This is a genomic window from Streptomyces sp. NPDC050147 (assembly GCF_040660195.1).
Taxonomy (GTDB): domain Bacteria; phylum Actinomycetota; class Actinomycetes; order Streptomycetales; family Streptomycetaceae; genus Streptomyces.
This window is the reverse complement of the sequence record NZ_JBFALJ010000005.1, coordinates 200,243-220,775: the sequence shown is the minus strand read 5'-3', so window position 1 is coordinate 220,775 and position 20,533 is coordinate 200,243. Positions and strand designations below refer to the sequence as shown.

Below are 20,533 nucleotides of genomic sequence, written 5' to 3'. Positions count from 1 at the left end.
AGTCTTCAGTTATTGAAGTGAGGGGCGTAGGTTCCGGTTCTGATTCAGTTCGCGCAACGAAGCGAGTTCCCCATGCAGTCCCCCACACAGACCTTGGCCGACGGGCTTCGGCTGCCTACCAACGGCCTCGACTACGCGATCCTCGCGATCTACTTCGCCGTGGTCCTCGGCATCGGTTTCGCCGCCCGCCGTTCCGTGAAGACCAGCCTCGACTTCTTCCTCTCGGGCCGCTCCCTGCCCGCCTGGGTCACCGGCCTCGCGTTCGTCGCGGCGAACCTCGGCGCCACCGAGATCCTGGGCATGGCGGCGACCGGCGCCCAGTACGGCGTCGCGGTCGTCCACTGGTACTGGATCGGCGCCATCCCCGCGATGGTCTTCCTCGGCCTCGTGATGATGCCGTTCTACTACCGCAGCAAGGTCCGCTCGGTCCCCGAGTTCCTGCTCCAGCGCTTCGACAAGTCGGCGCACCTGCTGAGCTCGGTGCTCTTCGCCTTCGCCGCGATACTCATCGCGGGCGTGAACCTCTACGCCCTGTCGATCGTCGTCGAGGCGCTCCTCGGCTGGCCGCAGTGGGTGGCCATCGTGGTCGCCGGGTTCTTCGTCCTGGCGTACATCACGATCGGCGGCCTCTCCTCGGCGATCTACAACGAGGTCCTCCAGTTCTTCGTGATCCTGGCCGCGCTGATCCCGATCTGTGTCATCGGCCTGAAGAAGGTCGGCGGCTGGGACGGTCTGAGCGGGTCGATCGAGAAGTCGCACGGCGAGAACTTCATGACCGCCTGGGGCGGCACCGGCATCGGTGACGCCAACCCGCTGGGCGCGAACTGGCTGACGATCATCCTCGGCCTCGGCTTCGTGCTCTCCTTCGGCTACTGGACGACCAACTTCGCCGAGGTGCAGCGCGCCCTGTCCGCGAAGAACCTCTCCGCCGCCAAGCGCACCCCGCTGATCGCAGCCTTCCCGAAGATCTTCATCGTCTTCCTGGTGATGATCCCGGGCCTGGTCGCGGCCGTGCTGGTCCCGAAGATCGGCACCGCGGGGTCGGACCTGACGTACAACGACGCGATCCCGTACCTGATGCAGGAGCTGCTGCCCAACGGCGTGCTCGGCATCGCGGTGACCGGTCTGCTCGCGGCGTTCATGGCGGGCATGGCGGCGAACGTGTCGTCCTTCAACACCGTCTTCACGTACGACATCTGGGCGAAGTACGTGGTCAAGGACCGCGAGGACGGCTACTACCTGAAGTTCGGCCGGCTCATCACGGCGATCGGCGTCCTCGCCTCCATCGGGACGGCCTTCATCGCCTCGTCGTTCTCGAACATCATGGGGTACCTCCAGACGCTGTTCTCCTTCTTCAACGTGCCGATGTTCGTCGTCTTCATCATCGGCATGTTCTGGAAGCGCGCCTCCATGAAGTCCGGTGTGTGGGGTCTGCTCGCGGGCACGACCGCCGCGATGGTCAACTACTTCTGGATCTACAAACAGGGCGTCATCGACATCCCGACCGACCAGGGCGCCAACTTCGTATCGGCGATCGTCGGCTTCGTCGCCGGCGCCGTCGTGATGGTCGCGGTCACGCTCTTCACCGCCCCCAAGCCGGAGGCCGAACTGGCCGGTCTGGTCTACGGGACGACAGCGCCGGGCATCGACGAGCCACCGGCCGAGGGCGACGACGCCTGGTACCGCAAGCCCGCGCTGCTCGGCTGGGGAGCGGTCGTGCTCGCCGCGGCCTGCTACCTGCCGTACTCGCTCTAATCCCGATCGGAGGTCTGGAAGAACATGTCTGAACTGCACGACGAAGTCTCCGCACTGGAGCGCAAGTCCGCCACGGCGGCCCGTCTCTTCGACATCCGGCGGATCATCGGCGGCCTCTTCGTCGTCTACGGAATCATCGTGACGATCGCCGGAATCTCCCCGTCCGACGCCGACATGAAGAAGGCGGAGGACATCAACATCAACCTCTGGACGGGCCTGGCCATGCTGGCGCTCGGGCTCTTCTTCCTCGGCTGGCTGTGGCTGCGCCCCACTCCGCCGCCCACCGAGGCGCCGGAAGAAGGCGAGTAACACCCCAGGACGGGGCCCGAGTTCACTGCACCGGTGGCTCGGGCCCCGTCGGCGTCTGGGTGTCCTCCGGGTAGGCCGCGGCGGGCCGTTCCGCGCGGTCGAGCAGGCCGGTGCGGGCGGCGAGCGCCGCGGCTTCCAGGCGGGAGCCGACACCCAGTTTCATCAGGACGCGCTGCACGTGCGTGCGCGCCGTGCTGGGCGCGATCCCCATCCCGGCGGCGATGAGACGGGTGTCCTCGCCGTCCGCGACCCGCACCAGGACCTCGACCTCGCGCGGCGTGAGCATCTGCAGCAGCCGCTGCCCCTCGTCGTCGGGCTGCGCGGCCGGATTGAGCAGCTCGCTGAACGCGCCCTGCAGCAGCTGCGGGGCGATGGCGGCCTCACCGGCTCTCGCCTTCATGATGGCGCGCTCGACACCCTCGATGCGCTCGTCATGGCGTACGTACCCGGAAGCACCCGCGGCGAAGGCCGCGGCGATGCCGCGCGGGCTCGGCACCGGGCCGAGCACCACCACGGCCACCTGTGGCCGCTCCCGCTTGATCTTCACGACCGGATCGAACATGCCGGGCTCCGCGGGCGTCGCCGTGCCGAGCAGGCAGACCTCGGGTGCCCGGCTGATGACCAGCTCCGCCGCCCCGGCCGCGGGTGCGGCAGCGGCGAGCACCCGGTGCCCGCGCAGCTTCAAGGCCGAGGCGAGTGCCTCGGCGAGCAGTCGGTGGTCGTCGACCACCATGAGTCGCACACCCATCGAGCAGCCCCCCACTTTCCCCCACGGAACCCCCACGGATCGAGGGCCCCCCGGCCCCACGCCCACTCATCCCCCGGAAGCTACACGCTTGTTCGACGCGGCGCGCCCCCTCCCGGCGATAAGCGGCCCGGAATGCCGAAATCCCGGCCATATTCGAGTGAGCGGGAGTACGTGCGTACGGAACGGCGCAGAGGGGAAAGCGAAAACGGCCCCGCTCCTCTTCAGGAACGGGGCCGCTCATCGCGTACGCGGAGGTCGCGGGCCTATTGGGCGACGAAGCCCAGGGCCGTGTACTCCTTCTCGTCCTTCGAGTACGGCTTGCTGATCAGCTCCTTGCCGAGGTAGAGCCTGCCGTCGGCGTAAAGGAGTTCGTTCGATTTCGGGACCATGCCGCTGATGGCGCTGCCGACGGACTCGGCCGCGGGCGTCTCCAGGAGCTTGGTCTCCTTCATCGTCTTGCCGTTGAGGGAGACGACCTGGGCGCCCTTGTCGTAGCCCGCGTCCTTGTAGGCCAGGATGTTGCCGCCGTCCATGCGGATGGGGAACATCTCGCCGTTCTCGCCCGCGTCGGCACGGTCACCGGTGGTCTTGCCGGTGGCCAGCGAGAAGGCGATGATCTCGTTCGTCTGGCTGTAGCCGTCGCCACCGCCGTCGTGCTGGCGGGTCGGGACGTAGAGCTTGTCGTTGCCGACGGCCAGCGAAGAGCAGGCGTAGACGACGTTGACCTCGCAGTCGTGGTCGTACTTCCCGTCGGGCAGCGAGATCTTGGCGCGGAGCTTGCCCTGGTCGTCCAGCGAGAAGGCGTCCGTGACGCCGCTCGCGGTGATCTCCTGGGTGTCCTGGCCGAAGACGACCGGGCGGGTCGAGATGATCTTGGCGTTGTCGACGCCCGGCGTCACCGGGTAGGTCCACTTGGAATCGCCGGTCTTGGGGTCGAGGAGCTGGACCTTGAGCTTCTCGTCGCCGTAGTCGCCGCACTTCTGGACGGCTACGAGCTGCTCGCCGCCCGCGTAGCCCTCGTCCTGGCACTTCTCGCCCGGGGTGGGCTCCCACAGGTGCTTGCCCGAGGTGAGGTCGAAGGCCGCGCCACCGGCGCTCGAACCGGCCGCGACGGTGCTGCCGCTGATGGTGACCTCCTGGACGCGGGCGGCCATGCTGCCCTCGTCGATGGTCTCCGTCCAGAGCCTCTTGCCGTCCTTCAGGTCGACCGCGGAGATCTGCGAACAGGTCTGGTGGTCGCCCTTCTTGGTCCGCTTGCCCTCTTCGTACGCGACCGCGACGATGCCGTCCTTGGTGACCTCGCGCGAGCTCGCGCAGGTCTGTCCCTTGAGCGGCAGCGTCCACAGCTCCTTGCCGTCGGACGGGTCGTAGCCGACGATCTCGTTGACGCCCGCCTTGGCGTAGACGTCCTCGGTGAGCCAGGAGCCCTTGATGCTCCAGACGTCGTCCTTGGGGACCTCGGGCTGCGGGAGCTGCATGGAGACGGTGGCGCTGGTGTTGGCCGGGACCTTCTCCGTGCCGGGACCGCTCGGGCCCTGCTCGCCGCCACCGCCCTTCTGCTCGCCCTCGCCGCCCTTGCTGCCACCGGTCGAGCCCTCGGAGCTCGCCTCGGTGTCGTCCTTGCCCGACGTCGTGGCGTAGAAGACGCCGCCGCCGACGATCAGGGCGATCGCGACGACCGCACCGATGATGATCTTCATCTGGCCGCTGAGCCTCGACCCGCCCGAGCCGCCGGGCGCGCCCGCCTGCGGAGCCATCGGCATCGTGCCGGGCTGCTGGTAGGCGCCGTACGGAGCCTGCTGGCCGTACGGAGCCTGCTGGCCGTACGGAGCCTGCTGGCCGTAGGGCTGGGTCGGCTGGCCCGGGTAGCCGTAGCCCTGGGGCTGGCCGGGGGGCGGGGTGCCGGGGGCCTGCGGTGCCTGCGGGTAGCCGTAGTTGGGCTGGCCCTGCGGCGGCGGGGGCGGCGTCTGCGGCTGGGCGGGGGGCTGCGCGGGCGGCGGGGTCTGCGGGTAGCCGTACGACGGGTTGCCCGGCTCGGGGGCCTTGCCGAAGCCCACCGGCGGGGGGTCCTGCGGTGCGCCGAAACCGCCGGGCGGGGGGTCCTGGGGAGCGCCGAACCCGCCCTGCGGGGGCTCGTTGGGCGGCTGGGGCGGCTGGGTCATGACGTCGGTTCCTTGGGGACGAGAGGTGAACTGGGCGACGAGGAAGGCGCGGGCGCTTGCCCGCCGGAGAAGGTCACTTGCCGTAGGCCAGCATCAGCTTCTCCTGGCCCTTTGCGCTGCCCGAGAGCCGCGTGGTGGAGATGTAGAAGCGACCGTCCACGAAGTCGACGTCCTTCGAGAAGAAGCCGCTCTCGATCTCGGAGGTCCCTTCGGGGTGCTTCAGGAGCGTCTTCGGCTCGTGCGACCCCGAGAGCGGGATCGAGACGACCTGACCGCCGGAGTCGTACGACGGATTGACATAGGCGATCAGCTCACCGCCCTCGACCTTCATCGGCAGCATCGATTCCTCAAGCGGCGACTTCACGCGCCAGGCCTCCTTGCCGTCGGCGAGGCTGATCGCCACGACCTCGTTGGCCCCGGAGGTCGCCTCGGTCGGCAGGTAGAGGTTCTTGTCGTCGGTCGTCGCGCCGAGGCAGCCCTGCAGGCTGCCGCCGAGGAACGTCGAACCGCCGCACTCCGGCGCGAACTTCTCGTCGACGGCGACCTCAGAGCGGGTGTCGCTGCTGTTGGGCTTCAGCGTGGTGATGTTCCACTGCTTCTTGTCCTCATTGGCGAGGTAGACGATCGTCGGGCTCTCGGAGTAGATCCGGGTGACCTGCCAGCCCTTGGGGAACTTCTTCGTCCACACGGCCTTGCCGGTCTTCGGGTCGATCTGCTGGAGCTCGTCGTGCTCGGTGGGCGAGCCCGCCCCGCAGGAGAGGGCGCGGAGCATCTTCTTCCCGCCGGCGAAGCCGCTGGGGAAGCAGGTGCCCTCGTCCTTCTTCTCGGAAACGAAGAGTTCCTTGCCGTCGCTCATCCGCAGCGCCGTGCCGGACTGGGAGCGGCCCACCATCAGCGTGTCGCCGGTGACGGAGAGATCGACGTCGCTGGAGAAGTCGAAGAGGCCCTCCTCCTCGACCGGCTTCGCCCAGCCCTTGCCGCCCGTCTTCAGGTCGACGACCTGGACCTGGCTGCACTTGGCGGAGTCCTTCTGGCCGTCCTTGTACGCGACGACGATCTTGTTGTCCTTGGTGACCTGCGGAGTCGTGCCACAGATCTTCTGCGGGAACTTGATCGTCGGCCAGGCCTGGTCGCCCGTCTTCACGTTGTAGGCGGTGATCTCCTTGTACGCCGCCTTGACTGCGACGTCACCCTGGACCCACATGCCGTTGGCGTCGGCGCCCGAACCGGGCACCTTGGGCGCTTCCTTGTACCAGAGCACCTTCGCCTCGCCGGGCTGCCGGCCCGCGTTGAGGTCTTCCTGCTCCTTGCCGTCGCCGTCGCCGTTGCCCGGGTTGACCGGAGCGGACCCGCTGGCCTTGGGGTCCTCGCTCTTGCCCGCGGTCGGCTTCTTCTTGCCGTCATCATCACCGCCGACGACCGCCCAGGCGACACCGCCGATGACGAGCGCCGCGACCGCCACGGCCGCCACGATCAGAACCGGCTTGCCCTTGAAGGGGTTCTTGCCGCCGCCACCGCCGACGCCGGGCGGATGGGTGCCGGGCACGCCAGGGGGCGGGAACTGCTGCTGCGGGTACCCGTACTGGGGCTGCTGGGCGTAGGGGCCCGGCTGCGTGGGCTGGCCGTAGGGACCGGGCTGACCCGGCTGCGTGGGCTGGCCGTACGGTCCGGGCTGCTGCGGCTGCGTGGGCTGGCCGTACGGCCCCGGCTGCTGCGGGTAGCCGTAACCCGGCTGGGGCGCGGGCGGGGTCTGCGGGTAGCCGTAGCCGGGCGCGGGCGGCGGAGTCTGCGGGGCTCCGGACGGCGGGGCCGGCGGCTGACCGGGCATCTGCGGCGGCTGGCCCGGTGGCTGCGGCGCGGCTCCCTGCTCCGGATCCTGCGGAGCTCCGAAACCGCCGGACGGCGGTTGGTTGGGCGGCTGAGTCATCAGCGCTTCCCCCTTCACTGATTTTTCGGCACGCCAAGTGGTGCTCAGGCCGACCTTTCTATCACCCTGACGGCCTAGCACACCTGACCGGTCCGTCCCCTGTTCCCAAGGGAGGACCGGCCCGTGATGCGTCTGTTACTAGACCTCTACGCGCTCTCCGCGAGCTCCAGCCACCGCATCTCCAACTCGTCGCGTTCGCTGACGAGTTCACGCAACTCGGCGTCCAGTTTGGCCACCTTTTCGAAGTCAGTGGCGTTATCGGCGATTTGAGCGTGCAGCCACGTCTCCTTCGTGGACATCTTGTCCAGCTGCCGCTCGATCTTCTGGAGTTCCTTCTTCGCGGCGCGTGCGTCGGCGGAGGAGACGGTCTTCTGCGGGGCGGCCGGTGCGGCGGCCCTGGAGGATGCCGACGCGGTGGCTCCGGGCGCCGCGGGGACGCCCGCTTCCGCCATCCGCTTGCGCCGCTCCAGGTACTCGTCGATGCCGCGCGGCAGCATCCGCATCGTGGCGTCGCCGAGCAGTGCGAAGACCTTGTCGGTGGTGCGCTCCAGGAAGAACCGGTCGTGGGAGATCACGACCATCGACCCCGGCCAGCTGTCGAGGACGTCCTCGAGCTGTGTCAGCGTCTCGATGTCGAGGTCGTTGGTGGGCTCGTCGAGGAAGAGGACGTTCGGCTCGTCCATCAGGAGACGCAGCAGCTGGAGCCGCCGCCGCTCACCACCGGACAGGTCACCGACGGGCGTCCACTGCTTCTCCTTGTTGAACCCGAACATCTCGCAGAGCTGCCCCGCGGTCATCTCCCGGCCCTTGCCGAGGTCGACCCGCTCGCGCACCTGCTGCACGGCCTGCAACACCCGCAGCGTCGGGGCGAGTTCGGCGACCTCCTGCGACAGATAGGCCAGCTTCACGGTCTTGCCGACGACCACACGCCCCGCCTCGGGCTGCACGTCACCGTCGGAGCGCTGAGCCTGCGCCATCGCCCGCAGGAGCGAGGTCTTGCCCGCGCCGTTGACACCCACCAGGCCGATGCGGTCACCAGGGCCGAGCTGCCACGTCAGGTGCTTGAGGAGCACCTTGGGCCCGGCCTGGACGGTCACGTCCTCAAGATCGAAGACGGTCTTGCCGAGCCGGGTCGTGGCGAACTTCATCAGCTCACTGGTGTCCCGCGGCGGCGGCACGTCGGCGATGAGCTCGTTGGCGGCCTCGATGCGGTACCGCGGCTTGCTGGTGCGCGCGGGGGCGCCGCGCCGCAGCCAGGCCAGCTCCTTGCGCATCAGGTTCTTGCGCTTGGTCTCCTCGGTGGCCGCGATGCGCTCACGCTCGGCACGGGCGAAGACGTAATCGGAGTACCCGCCCTCGTACTCGAAGACGGAGCCGCTCTGTACGTCCCACATACGCGTGCACACCTGGTCGAGGAACCAGCGGTCGTGCGTGACGCAGACGAGCGCCGAGCGCCGCGTCCGCAGGTGCCCCGCGAGCCAGGCGATGCCCTCGACGTCCAGGTGGTTGGTCGGCTCGTCGAGCACGATGAGGTCGGGCTCGCCGATGAGGAGCTTGGCGAGCGCGATGCGGCGCCGCTCGCCGCCGGAGAGCGGCCCGATGACGGTGTCGAGCCCCTGCGGGAAGCCCGGCATGTCGAGCCCGCCGAACAGCCCGGTGAGCACATCGCGGATCTTGGCGTTGCCCGCCCACTCGTGATCGGCGAGGTCACCGATGACCTCGTGGCGCACGGTGGCCTCGGGGTCCAGCGAGTCGTGCTGGGTCAGCACGCCGAGCTGCAGACCGCCGTTGTGCGTGACCCGCCCGGAGTCCGCGTCCTCCAGCTTGGCGAGCATCCGGATGAGGGTCGTCTTGCCGTCTCCGTTGCGCCCCACGACGCCGATCCGGTCCCCCTCGGACACGCCGAGGGAGACACCGTCGAGCAGGGCACGGGTGCCGTACACCTTGCTGACTGCCTCGACATTGACCAGGTTGACGGCCATTAACGCTCCAGGGAAGGGGATCGATCGACCTCCAGCGTAGTCGCCCTGCCGGGGATGCCTTCGCGCGCTCCGGAGTGCGGGGGTGATCACTCTTTGTGATGACGGTCGCGCGAACCGGCGGCTACCGTTGAGGCGCAGGCCGAAGAATCCCGTCCATGGGAGGAACCATGACCGCCGAGCCGATCTCCGAGCCGAGCACCGCGCCGACACCGCGGTGGCCGGTGCCGCCGCAGGAGGGCTGGACCGTGGACGACCTGCACACGTTGCCCGGCCTCCCGCCGCACACCGAGTTGATCGACGGGAGTTTGGTCTTCGTGAGCCCGCAACGCTACTTCCACAGCCTCGCCATCGACCTGTTGGTGAACGGGCTCCGCAGCACGGTTCCAACTGATCTGAAGGTCAGCCGCGAGATGACGGTGGTCATCGACCGACGAAACGGCCCTGAGCCTGATGTCTCCGTCGTCCGCAAGGAGGCGGTCAAGAGCCGCGACCAAACGTACTTCCCCGTCGCCGACGTGCTCCTCGCCGTCGAAGTCGTCTCCCCCGAATCCGAGGCCCGCGACCGCGACACCAAGCCCCACAAGTACGCCGCAGCGGGGATCCCCCACTACTGGCTGGTCGAGATGGCGGGTGGGGACGCCCACCCGGTGGTCCAGGTCTACGAACTCGGCAAGGCGTCCGGCACCTACGCCCTGACCGGCATCCACCACGACCGCCTCAAGATCAACGTCCCGTTCGACATCGACATCGACCTCACCGCCATCGACGAGCTGTAGGCGCCCGCTCCACGAGCAGCCACCCGACCAGCGCCATGCCCACCGCCGCCGGCGCCGTCACCCGCACCGCGATCAGCATCGCCGTACGCCCTTCGAGAAGTCCCCCGAAGCCGACCATCGAGAGTCCGAGCACCCCGAAGAGGCAGAGCGTGACGCCCACGGCGGCTGCCGGGCCCGCACCCGGGGTTCTCGGCAGCTCCTTTGCCTTCACCGGCTCTTCGAAACGGCGGAACGCCGCGACCAGCAGCGCGGTGAGCACCACCGCGGCCGCCATGCGCAAAGGCACCTGCGTCCACCACACCGCGGTGGCCGGCTCGGGCAACCGCACGTCCATCGCGATCATCGCCCCGTACACCCCCAGCATCGCCGTCAGGTGCCAAAGGAACGCCGTCATCGAGACGCCGTTCGCCGCCACGACGCCCCGCCACACCCGCGGTCGCGCCAGCCACCGGGTCGCGGGTCCCCGCAGCAGCTCCACGGCGCCCACCAGCCACACGCCGTGGCAGAGCAGGGCGAAGGTCGGCGGCGCCATGTTCGAGACGCGCTCGCCGGGCATGCCCACCATGGAGAGCGGATACGGGCCCAAGGCCACCAGGACCGCGGCCCCCGCGAGACCCGCCCCGGCCATGGCCGCCGGTATCCGCAGCCTGCCGTCCGCCCGCAGGAAGCCGAGCTGATGCACGGCGAGCCACACGAAGGCGAAGTTCAGGAACTCCACGTACGGGGCGCCGAAGGCGAAGCGCGCCACGTCCACCGCCCCCGCGGCGAGCACGAGGCCGCCGAACGCGCCCCAGCCGTACCGCTCGTGCAGCCTCAGCAGCGGCGGCGTGAACGCGACCATCGCCAGGTAGATGCCGATGAACCACAGCGGCTGGGCGACAAGCCGAAGCGTCACGTCCAGCAACGCCCCGCTCCCACCCAGGAGTTGGACCGCCAGCGCGGCTACACCCCATACCCCGATGAAGACCATCGTCGGCCGCAGCAGCCGTTGCAGCCGCGCCCGCAGGAACGCCGAGTAGACCGAGCCGCCGCCCTGCGGGGCCTTGCGCCTCAGAGAGCGGTACGACAGTGCGTGCGAGAAGCCGCCGACGAAGAAGAACACCGGCATGATCTGCAGCGCCCAGGTGAGCAGCTGCAGGTCGGGCACGACGGCGAGCAGGTTGCCGACCTCCGTGCGGCCGTCGCCGCCGACGGTCACCGCCGCCATCAGCCAGTGGCCCACGACGACCGTGCCGAGCGAGGCGACCCGCAGCAGGTCGATGTACCGGTCGCGCCCGGTGGGCGTCTTCTCGGCCAGTTCGCGAACGCTTGATCCCATGTACGTACGGTCGCGCGCACCGCACGCCTGGCATCAGCGCGCACGTACTCAGATCCGCGTCTGAGTACCCGCGCCCCTAAAGCACCGTCGCGCCCGGCGCGGGCGAGGCCGCCACCCGGGCCGTACGGCAGGTGCCGGAGGCCGAGAGCGCCTCGGCGACCCGCCGCGCGGCCTGGGCGTCCGCCGCCAGGAACGCCGTCGTGGGCCCGGAGCCGGAGACGAGCGCGGCCAGGGCGCCCGCCCCGGTCCCCGCGGCGAGGGTGCCGGCGAGCGAGGGGAACAGCGAGAGCGCCGCGGGCTGCAGATCGTTGGACACGGCGCCGGCGAGGGCCTCGGCGTCTCCCTGGCGCAAGGCGTCGAGCAGCCCGGCCGACGCCTCCGGAGCGGGAGCGTTGGGGGTCAGCCGGTCGAACTCGCGGTAGACCGCGGGCGTGGAGAGTCCTCCGTCGGCCACCGCGAACACCCAGTGGAAGGCGCCGCCGACCTCAAGGCTCTCCAGCTTCTCGCCACGGCCGGTGCCGAGCGCCGCCCCGCCCACCAGGCTGAACGGCACATCGCTGCCCAACTCGGCGCAGATGTCGAGCAGTTCGTCCCGCGAGGCCCCGGTTCCCCACAGCGCGTCGCACGCCACGAGCGCGCCCGCACCGTCCGCGCTGCCGCCTGCCATGCCACCGGCTACGGGGATGTCCTTGGCGATGTGGATGTGCACGTCGGCGGTACGCCCGTGACGCGCGGCGAGCAGCTCCGCGGCCCTCGCCGCCAAGTTGGTGCGGTCGAGAGGCACTTGATCGCAGCCGGGCCCCGAACAGGTCACCCGCAGTCGCTCGGCGGGCGTCACGGTGACTTCGTCGTACAGCCCGACGGCGAGGAAGACATTGGCGAGGTCGTGGAACCCGTCCGGGCGCGCGGCGCCGACGGCGAGCTGGACATTGACCTTCGCGGGAACGCGAACGGTCACGCTCTGGCTCACGCGTGCGCTCCCTCGGGGCCCTTGGGCTCGTGTCCCTTGTTCTCGGCGATCCGCGCGAACTCCTCCACCGTCAGCGCCTCGCCGCGCGCCTGCGGCGAGATTCCGGCGGCGACGAGCGCGGCCTCGGCGGCAGGCGCGGAGCCCGCCCACCCGGCGAGGGCGGCACGCAAGGTCTTGCGGCGCTGGGCGAAGGCCGCGTCGACGACGGCGAAGACTTCCTTCTTCGAAGCGGTGGTCTTCACCGGCTCGGCGCGCCGCACGAGCGAGACCAGGCCGGAGTCGACGTTCGGGGCGGGCCAGAAGACGTTGCGGCCGATGGAACCAGCGCGCTTCACGTCGGCGTACCAGTTCGCCTTCACGGAAGGCACGCCGTACACCTTCGAGCCCGGAGCCGCGGCGAGGCGGTCGGCGACCTCGGCCTGCACCATCACGAGCGTGCGCTCGATGCTGGGGAACGTGTCGAGCATGTGCAGCAGCACGGGGACGGCCACGTTGTACGGAAGGTTGGCGACCAGCGCGGTCGGGGCGGGGCCCGGCAGCTCGCGCACGAGCATGGCGTCGCTGTGCACCAGCGCGAAGGACGCGGCCTTCGCGGGAAGCCGGGCTTCGACGGTCGCGGGAAGGGCCCCCGCCAGCGTGTCGTCGATCTCGACCGCGATCACGCTGGCCGCCGCGTCCAGCAAGGCCAGAGTCAGCGAGCCGAGCCCGGGCCCCACCTCGACGACCACGTCCTTCGGGCCGACTTCCGCGGTGCGGACGATGCGGCGGACGGTGTTGGCGTCGATGACGAAGTTCTGGCCGCGCTGCTTGGTCGGGCGTACGCCCAGGGCAGCGGCCAGTTCGCGGATGTCGGCGGCGCCGAGGAGGCTGCCGGGCTCAGTGTTGCTCACCGCACCAGATTACGGGGCCCGGCCCCGGCCCCTCACCAGTCGGCCGCCGGTCGCCCCGCCGCCTTGCCCGCCCGGCCACCCGAGTGCCCGCGGGAGCCCGGAGCCCCCTACAGCCGCCCCCCACAGTGCGGCCACGGACTCGCCCCCCGTTGCACGTAAAGCTTCTTCGCGCGGTACGTCTGTTCCTCCGCGGACGCGTCCTGCGGGCGGCCCGAGCCGCCCAGGCCCTGCCAGGTCCGTGTGTCGAACTGGTACAGCCCCCCGTACGTCCCCGACGCGTCCACCGCGTTCGGGCGGCCGCCCGACTCGCACTGGGCCAGCGAGCCCCAGTTCAGGCCGTCCGCCCCCGCGACCGAACTCGGCCGCTGCTTGGTGCCCACCTTCACGATCTGCGTCTGCGGCTCCCGCACGACCTCCGACCGCAGCCGCCGCGGCTTCTGCTTGACGCCGTTGACCGTCCGCAGCGCGTACGTCACCCGCCGGGCCCCCTGGCGCCCCGGCCGCTCCACGACCTCCGTACCGACGAACAGGGAGGGGTCCTGTGTCCGCTGGACGTCGAACGGGATCGGCTCCTCGCGCACCTCCTTGCGCCCGGAGATCCGCATGACGGTGACCGTCTGCCCGTCGCGCGGAAAGCTGCCGGGCGGGACGGAGGTCGTGTCCTGGCCGTTCAGGCTGATTCCGGACTCCTCGACCGCTTCCCGTACCGTCGCCGCGTTCGTACGGACGGTCCGCTCGCGACCGTCCGCCAGGATCGTCACGGTGCGCTCGGTCCTTACGTCGAGATCCAGTCCGCCCCGGTCGATCCGCTTGCTCCGCGAGGCCGACAGATAGGCCCCCTCGGCGCGCACCCCGAGCTGCCGCAGCGCCCCGTCCACCGTGCGGGCCGTCGTCCACACCTCGCGACGCCGGCCGTCGACGGTGAGCTTGACCGGCCGGCCGTAGCGGACGGCGATCTCGTCGCCGCTGGCCAGGGCCGTGCTCGCGGTCGGCGCCACGATGTCGTGCGTGCCGAAGTCCACGCCCTCGTCCTCGAGCAGCTCACCGACGTCGTCCGCGAAGGTGTGCAGGGTGCGCGACTCGCCGTCGACACTCAGCCGGATCGCCTTGTCGTCGGCGACGAACGCCGAGGTGCCGCCCGCGAGAAAGGCGACCACCAGCGCCTGCGGCAACAGCCGCCGCAGCGAGTCGGGCCGCTCCGGCGAAGCCGAGGCCCTCGACCGGGACTGCTGCTTCGGTCTCGGCTTCTTCCGCCGCGCCGCGCGCCGCGCCTCGGCCCGCCCTCCGTCAGGCATGACCAGGGTGGCCTGCCGGGGAAAGCGGTCCGGCTCCGGGCCGGTCTCCGGCACCGGCTCCGGCTCCGGCTCATAGGTCGTGCCGCCCCCATAGGACATCTCGTACTGCGGCGCATGACTCACGACGACGCTCCAGCGTTCTCGTTCTGGTCCGGATCGGGCGAGGCGGACCAGAACCTAGCGGAGCGAGCGTCACTCTCCAAAGCAGCGCAACTACACAGTGTGGTTGCGCTGCCCTGAACCGCGGGGGTATGGGCGTTATACGTCAGTAATCAAAGGCGCGTGCCGTGTTGGCCGAGATCGCCTCGGCCATGGCGTCCTCACCGATCCCCCGCACCTCGGCCATCGCCCGCAATGTGACCGGAACGAGATACGGCGCGTTAGGCCGTCCGCGGTAGGGAGCGGGCGTGAGGAAGGGCGCGTCGGTCTCCACGAGGACCAGTTCGAGGGGGGCCACGGCCAGCGCGTCCCGCAGACCCTGCGCGTTCTTGAAGGTCATGTTGCCGGCGAAGGACATGAAGTAGCCGTTCTCCGCGCAGACTTGGGCCATCGCCGCGTCACCCGAGTAGCAGTGGAAGACGGTGCGCTCCGGAGCCCCCTCCTCCTTCAGGACCCGCAGCACGTCTTCGTGCGCCTCGCGATCGTGGATGACCAGGGCCTTGCCGTGCCGCTTGGCGATCTCGATGTGGGCGCGGAAGGACCGCTCCTGGGCGGCCTTGCCCTCGGGCCCGGTGCGGAAGTAGTCGAGCCCGGTCTCACCCACGCCCTTGACCTGCGCCAGCGCGGCCAGCCTGTCGATCTCGGCGAGCGCCGCGTCGAGCGCCCCGTCTCCGCCCGCCTCGCGCGCGCCTTGCCGGGACCAGCCGTCGGGGTCGCCGTGCACGATGCGCGGCGCCTCGTTGGGATGCAGGGCCACGGTGGCGTGCACGCTCTCGTACGCGGCGGCCGTCTGGGCGGCCCAGCGCGAACCGGCCACATCACAGCCCACCTGTACGACCGTGGTCACGCCGACCGCCGCGGCCTTGGCGAGCCCCTCGTCCACCGTCCCCGACTGCATGTCGAGGTGGGTGTGGGAGTCGGCGACCGGAACCCGCAGGGGTTCGGGCAGCGGCGGCGCGGCGTTCTTGGCGTCGGAAGGCATGCCTCGATCCTACGAAGTGGAATGCATCCCCCTTCGCGGGTCACCCCACCTTGCGGGTCACCCCACCTTGCGGGTCACCCCGCCTTGCGGTGGTGGAAGGGATGCAGCAGCGCCGACAGGTGCCAGTGGTGATGCCTGGGCTCACGGGGTTCTGCCGCCGCGCCCCCGGAGCCGGACTCACCCCCCGCCCCCGCACTCGCCACCGCCCGCGGCGCCTGATGCCGCCGCATCAGATCGAGCACCGACGACACCTGCCCCGCCCGCATGATCCGCACGACATGGCCGCCGCAGTTCAGGCACGTCGGCCGGGTCAGGGGCGACGGCACACGGTGGCCGTCCGCCACGTACGTCACGAATTCCTTGCCCTTGCCGTCCACGTGATGCTCGATCTCGTACGACTGTTCCCAGCCGTGCCCGCACCTCATACAGGCGAAGGCGTACGACTCGTGAACTGTGTTCGTCGCGAGTGGGTGACCGGTGTCGGCGATATCACTCATGCCAGCTCCTCTTGTCCGCTGGACAAGCGCTGCCGGACCGGGGATACCTCCCGGCCGGAAGCGTGGGGACGGGTGCGTCCCCTTTGACCAGTGGACGCTTTTCCCGGAGTCAGCGCATCAGACCTGTCGACAGTTGAGGACGATTTGGCCTTTCCATGGCCTTCAGGCCCGGTGCACGGCCCGCACTTTGCTTTTCACGATAGTCCTTTGCCGTCCGATGGGGCGGCCCGAGCCGCATTCTTTGCCGCCACGACGGCATCGAACACGTCGCGCTTGGGCAGCCCCGCCTCGGCCGCGACGGCGGCGATCGCCTCCTTGCGTCGCTCCCCCGCCTCCTCGCGCACCCGCACCCTGCGCACCAGCTCCTCCGGGCCCAGGTCACCGGCGCTTTTCTCCGGCGCTCCCTCGACGACGACGGTGATCTCCCCGCGTACGCCGTCCGCCGCCCACTCGGCGAGTTCCTTCAGCGAACCGCGCTTGACCTCTTCGTACGTCTTGGTCAGCTCACGGCAGACCGCCGCCCTGCGTTCGTCGCCGAACGCCTCGGCCATCGCGACGAGGGTGTCGTCGATCCGGTGCGGTGCCTCGAAGTAGACGAGAGTGCGACGGTCTTCGGCCACCTCGCGCAGCCGCGAGAGCCGCTCGCCCGCCTTGCGCGGCAGGAAGCCCTCGAAGCAGAAGCGGTCCACCGGAAGGCCCGAGAGCGCGAGCGCGGTGAGCACGGCGGACGGCCCCGGCACGGCCGTGACCCGGATGTCCTTCTCCACGGCGGCGGCGACGAGCCGGTACCCGGGGTCGGACACCGACGGCATCCCGGCGTCCGTCACGAGCAGCACCCGTGCACCGCCGACCAGGGCTTCGACCAGGTCGGGCGTACGCGCGCTCTCGTTGCCCTCGAAGTACGAGACGACCCGCCCGCCCACCTGCACACCGAGCGCCTGGGTGAGCCTGCGCAGCCGCCGGGTGTCCTCGGCGGCCACCACATCGGCCGACTCCAGCTCGGCGGCGAGCCGCGGCGGCGCGTCCGCGACATCGCCGATGGGCGTGCCCGCGAGGACGAGGGTTCCGGGGGACGGGTTTGCGAGGGACGGGTTTCCGGGGGAATCAGCGCTTCCTGTCACTGTTCCATCCTCGCAGGGGACGGGAGCGGGACTCACACAGTCGGGTTCCCTACGATGGCGCGGTGACCAGTACCGCGTCTTCCCCGGACACCCGCCAGGGCCAGGCAGCCGAGGAGCAGCAGCCGTCGTGGCAGCACAGGCTGCGCCGCTTCGGTTATGTGGCGCGTCCCACCGCCGACGTCCGGGCCCGGCTCGTGCCCGCGTACACCGAGCCGAGCCCGCGGCTGTGGGCGTCGATCGGCATGCCGAAGAGTTACGCCGACCGTTTCGTCCGGTGGTCGGGCTGGATCGGCCCGCTGCTGATCACGCTGGTCGCGGGGCTCACGCGGTTCTGGAATCTCGGCAGCCCGAACGCCGTGATATTCGACGAGACGTACTACGCCAAGGACGCCTGGGCACTGATCCACCGGGGCTTCGAGGTCAACTGGCCGGAGAAGGTCAACGACTCCGTCCTGGAGCAGGGGTCGAACATCACGATCCCCACGGACGCCGCGTACGTCGTGCATCCGCCGGTCGGCAAGTACGTCATCGGCGTCGGCGAGTGGATGTTCGGCTTCGATCCCTTCGGCTGGCGCTTCATGACGGCGGTGCTCGGCACCCTGTCGGTGCTGATGCTGTGCCGGATCGGGCGGCGCCTCTTCCGCTCCACGTTCCTGGGCTGTCTGGCGGGCGGGCTGCTCGCGGTGGACGGGCTGCACTTCGTGATGAGCCGCACCGCGCTGCTCGACCAGGTCCTGATGTTCTTCGTGCTCGCCGCGTTCGGCTGTTTCCTGATCGACCGGGACAAGGCGCGGGAGAAGCTGGCGACCGCGTTGCCGATGGACGAGGACGGGATCGTGCGCCCGGACGCGGGCGTCGCCGAGAGGCTGCGGCTCGGTTGGCGCCCGTGGCGCTGGGCGGCCGGTCTCTGCCTGGGGCTCGCTTTCGGCACCAAGTGGAACGGCCTGTACATCATGGTCTTCTTCTGCTTGATGACCGTCCTGTGGGACGTGGGCGCCCGCCGCGTCGCGGGCGCCGAGCGCCCCTACCGCGCGGCCTTGAAGCGGGACGTGTTCCCGGCGTTCGTCTCGACGGTGCCGGTCGCGCTCGGCACGTACGTCCTGTCCTGGCTCGGCTGGATCCTCTCCCCGACGGACGGCACGGGCGGCTACTACCGCAACTGGGCGGCCACGGACGGCAAGGGCGGCTCCTGGACGTTCCTGCCGGACTGGCTGCGCAGCCTGTGGCATTACGAACACGCGGTCTACGACTTCCACGTGGGGCTCTCCTCGCCGCACACCTACCAGTCGAACCCGTGGAGCTGGATCGTCGACGGCCGGCCCGTCTCGTACTTCTACGAGTCACCGCTGCCCGGCAAGGACGGCTGCCCGTCGGGCACCGCCGAGAAGTGCGCCCGCGAGGTCCTGGCGCTCGGCACTCCGATGCTGTGGTGGGCGGGGGCGTTCGCGCTCCTCTATGTGCTGTGGCGGTGGGTGTTCCGCAGGGACTGGCGTGCGGGCGCGATCGTGTGCGGGATCGCGGCGGGTTATCTGCCGTGGTTCATGTACCAGGAGCGGACGATCTTCTACTTCTACGCCGTCGTCTTCGTGCCGTTCCTGTGCCTGGCCGTCGCGATGATGATCGGCGCGATTCTCGGCCCGCCCGGGTCGAGCGAGCGGCGGCGGGTCGTGGGGGCCGCGGCTTCGGGCGTCCTGGTGCTGTTGATCCTGTGGAACTTCATCTGGTTCTGGCCCATTTACACCGGCCAGGCCATTCCCATCGATTCCTGGCGGGCCCGCATGCTTCTGGACACCTGGGTCTAGAAACGTCCATGTAGTGGGCACTTGAGACACCTTCGGATAACAGCTCCCTCGTACGTCACCTCCTCCGCTTAAAGTTCGGTGCGAACCACCCTTCCGGACACACATTCGGGAGGGCTCCTGGGGAGGGGGCGCGGAATGCGCAAAGGGGTAAAGGTCACTTTGGTGGGCGGCGTGTTCGCCGTGATGGTCGGGGGCGCGGGATACGGCGCGTACAACTTGGTGAACGGCGTGACCGGGGGCGGCGGTCCACCGGGGGCGGGTCCCGAGGTGGTGAGGACCGGGCCGCCGACGAGCGGTGAGGTCGGCGAGACCACGAAGAAGTTCTTCGCCGCGTGGGCCAAGGGCGACGCCGAGCAGGCCTCGCACTACACGAACAACGCGGAAGTGGCCTCGAAGATCCTGACCGGCTACCGCGAGGACGCCCACCTGACGAAGGTGAGACTCACGCCGGGCAAGGCCACCGGCACGACCGTGCCGTTCTCGGTCGAGGCCACGGTGTCGTACGAGGGGAAGAGCAAGCCCTTCGCGTACGACTCCGAACTGACCGTCGTCCGGGGCAAGGCGACGGGCCGCGCACTCGTCGACTGGGACCCCTCGGTCGTCCACCCGGACCTGAAGAGGGACGACACGCTGGCGACCGGTGAGGCCGCCGCGCCTCCCGTCCAGGCCGTCGACCGGCACGGCACGGTCCTGGACGAGAAGGACCACCCCTCGCTCGGCCCGCTCCTCGACCAGCTGCGCGCGAAGTACGGCGAGAAGCTGGGCGGTACACCCGGCGTCGAGCTCTACGTCCGCCGCGCGGACGAGGACGCGGGCACCGAGACGCTCCTCACGCTCGCCAAGGGCAAGGCGGGGCGGCTGAAAACGACACTGAGCGCACCGGCACAGCGCGCCGCCGAGAAAGCGGTGGCCCAGCGCCCGGACTCCTCCGTCGTCGCCGTGCAGCCGAGCTCCGGCGAGGTCCTGGCGGTGGCCAACCACCGGGCGGACGAGTTCAACGCGGCCCTCGAGGGCCGGCTGGCTCCCGGCTCGACGATGAAGATCGTCTCGGCGGCGATGCTCATCGACAAGGGCGTGACGAAGGCGAGCGGCCCCGCGCCCTGCCCGTCCACCGCGACCTGGCAGAGCAACACCATCCAGAACCTCCCCGGTCTCGCCCCGAACGAGGACGCGACCCTGGCGGACAGCTTCGCGCGCTCGTGCAACACCGCGTTCGTGAAGCTGGTCGACGAGGACGGCGTCACGGACGCGTCCCTCACCGAAGAGGCGCGGAACGGCTTCGGCCTCGGCCTCGACTGGAAGGTGGGCGTCCGGACGGTGGACGGCTCGGTCCCGGCGTCCCCGGGCCCCGACCGCGCGCAGAACATGATCGGCCAGGGCCAGGTGCAGCTGAACCCGCTCAACATGGCGTCGGTCACGGCGACGGCGATGACGGGAGTCTTCCGGCAGCCGGTCATCGTGGACCCGTCACTGGACGCCCGGAAGCTGGCCCAGGCACGCGGCCTGCCCGCGTCCACGGTGCAGCAGCTGCGCCAGATGATGAACCGCACGGCGGTCAGCGGCACCGGCGCCCGCGCCATGTCCGGGCTCAGTGGCAGCATCGGCGCGAAGACGGGATCGGCGGAGGTCACCGGCCAGGAGAAGCCCAACAGCTGGTTCACCGGATACCGCGGTGACGTGGCGGCCGCGGCGGTGGTGGAGAAGGGCGGCCACGGCGGCGACGCGGCCGGTCCTGTCGTGGCCGCGGTACTTGCCGCCGGCAGTTGAGGTGATTGGTCGGGGGGCTCAGGAAAGCCGCCTAGTGTGGGGCCTTCCGGTGCGTGGGCTCTGGGATCTGCGG

General features: G+C 70.1%; 16 protein-coding genes. 5 read left to right on the top strand and 11 right to left on the bottom strand.

Features of this window, described 5'->3' with window-relative positions; genetic code table 11:
• The first annotated feature begins 72 nt into the window (after positions 1 to 72).
• Entirely contained in the window at positions 73 to 1,755 is a 1,683-nt protein-coding gene (locus tag AB0I94_RS11210; protein ID WP_363309217.1) for a sodium:solute symporter family protein, read from the top strand.
• 24 nt (positions 1,756 to 1,779) lie between these two features.
• The gene (locus AB0I94_RS11205) at positions 1,780 to 2,064 is read left to right on the top strand and encodes a hypothetical protein (protein ID WP_363309216.1); all 285 of its coding nucleotides are present in this window, start codon (positions 1,780 to 1,782) and stop codon (positions 2,062 to 2,064) included.
• A gap of 22 nt (positions 2,065 to 2,086) precedes the next feature.
• Here the strand turns inward: AB0I94_RS11205 and AB0I94_RS11200 are convergent, their stop codons facing one another.
• The 4 genes from AB0I94_RS11200 to AB0I94_RS11185 all read right to left on the bottom strand — a co-directional run bounded on the left by AB0I94_RS11200 (position 2,087) and on the right by AB0I94_RS11185 (position 8,883).
• Positions 2,087 to 2,812, bottom strand: a complete 726-nt coding sequence (locus AB0I94_RS11200; protein WP_363309215.1) for a response regulator transcription factor — start codon at positions 2,810 to 2,812, stop codon at positions 2,087 to 2,089.
• Positions 2,813 to 3,075: 263 nt separating this feature from the next.
• Complete coding sequence (locus AB0I94_RS11195; RefSeq protein ID WP_363309214.1) at positions 3,076 to 4,974, bottom strand: PQQ-binding-like beta-propeller repeat protein; 1,899 nt, start codon at positions 4,972 to 4,974, stop codon at positions 3,076 to 3,078.
• A 73-nt stretch (positions 4,975 to 5,047) separates the two neighbouring features.
• Positions 5,048 to 6,901, bottom strand: coding sequence for a PQQ-binding-like beta-propeller repeat protein (locus tag AB0I94_RS11190; protein ID WP_363309213.1), 1,854 nt, complete (start codon positions 6,899 to 6,901; stop codon positions 5,048 to 5,050).
• Positions 6,902 to 7,047: 146 nt separating this feature from the next.
• Entirely contained in the window at positions 7,048 to 8,883 is a 1,836-nt protein-coding gene (locus AB0I94_RS11185) for an ABC-F family ATP-binding cassette domain-containing protein (RefSeq protein WP_363309212.1), read from the bottom strand.
• A gap of 167 nt (positions 8,884 to 9,050) precedes the next feature.
• On the opposite strand from AB0I94_RS11185, the gene AB0I94_RS11180 reads away from it, so the two are divergent.
• Entirely contained in the window at positions 9,051 to 9,659 is a 609-nt protein-coding gene (locus tag AB0I94_RS11180; RefSeq protein ID WP_363309211.1) for a Uma2 family endonuclease, read from the top strand.
• On the opposite strand, the gene AB0I94_RS11175 is transcribed toward AB0I94_RS11180, so the two are convergent.
• The 7 genes from AB0I94_RS11175 to rsmI form a co-directional block, all read right to left on the bottom strand.
• Complete coding sequence (locus tag AB0I94_RS11175; protein WP_363309210.1) at positions 9,637 to 10,977, bottom strand: acyltransferase; 1,341 nt, start codon at positions 10,975 to 10,977, stop codon at positions 9,637 to 9,639. The genes AB0I94_RS11180 and AB0I94_RS11175 overlap by 23 nt on opposite strands.
• A 76-nt stretch (positions 10,978 to 11,053) precedes the next feature.
• Positions 11,054 to 11,947 (bottom strand): 4-(cytidine 5'-diphospho)-2-C-methyl-D-erythritol kinase, encoded by an 894-nt coding sequence (locus AB0I94_RS11170; RefSeq protein WP_363309209.1) that lies wholly within the window; start codon positions 11,945 to 11,947, stop codon positions 11,054 to 11,056.
• Positions 11,944 to 12,837, bottom strand: coding sequence for a 16S rRNA (adenine(1518)-N(6)/adenine(1519)-N(6))-dimethyltransferase RsmA (gene rsmA, locus AB0I94_RS11165; RefSeq protein WP_363309208.1), 894 nt, complete (start codon positions 12,835 to 12,837; stop codon positions 11,944 to 11,946). The genes AB0I94_RS11170 and rsmA overlap by 4 nt, the downstream gene beginning before the upstream one ends.
• Before the next feature lie 107 nt (positions 12,838 to 12,944).
• Positions 12,945 to 14,231: a ubiquitin-like domain-containing protein gene (locus AB0I94_RS11160; RefSeq protein ID WP_363309329.1), complete on the bottom strand. Its 1,287-nt coding sequence runs from the start codon at positions 14,229 to 14,231 to the stop codon at positions 12,945 to 12,947.
• 166 nt (positions 14,232 to 14,397) lie between these two features.
• Positions 14,398 to 15,273: a TatD family hydrolase gene (locus tag AB0I94_RS11155; RefSeq protein WP_363309207.1), complete on the bottom strand. Its 876-nt coding sequence runs from the start codon at positions 15,271 to 15,273 to the stop codon at positions 14,398 to 14,400.
• 74 nt (positions 15,274 to 15,347) lie between these two features.
• Positions 15,348 to 15,770: a hypothetical protein gene (locus tag AB0I94_RS11150; protein WP_363309206.1), complete on the bottom strand. Its 423-nt coding sequence runs from the start codon at positions 15,768 to 15,770 to the stop codon at positions 15,348 to 15,350.
• Between the two features lie 194 nt (positions 15,771 to 15,964).
• The gene (gene rsmI, locus AB0I94_RS11145; protein ID WP_363309205.1) at positions 15,965 to 16,891 is read right to left on the bottom strand and encodes a 16S rRNA (cytidine(1402)-2'-O)-methyltransferase; all 927 of its coding nucleotides are present in this window, start codon (positions 16,889 to 16,891) and stop codon (positions 15,965 to 15,967) included.
• A gap of 62 nt (positions 16,892 to 16,953) precedes the next feature.
• On the opposite strand from rsmI, the gene AB0I94_RS11140 reads away from it, so the two are divergent.
• Together AB0I94_RS11140 and AB0I94_RS11135 are read left to right on the top strand one after the other, a co-directional pair.
• The gene (locus AB0I94_RS11140; RefSeq protein WP_363309204.1) at positions 16,954 to 18,693 is read left to right on the top strand and encodes a phospholipid carrier-dependent glycosyltransferase; all 1,740 of its coding nucleotides are present in this window, start codon (positions 16,954 to 16,956) and stop codon (positions 18,691 to 18,693) included.
• 135 nt (positions 18,694 to 18,828) lie between these two features.
• Positions 18,829 to 20,460, top strand: a complete 1,632-nt coding sequence (locus AB0I94_RS11135) for a penicillin-binding transpeptidase domain-containing protein (RefSeq protein WP_363309203.1) — start codon at positions 18,829 to 18,831, stop codon at positions 20,458 to 20,460.
• The last annotated feature ends 73 nt before the right edge of the window (positions 20,461 to 20,533 follow it).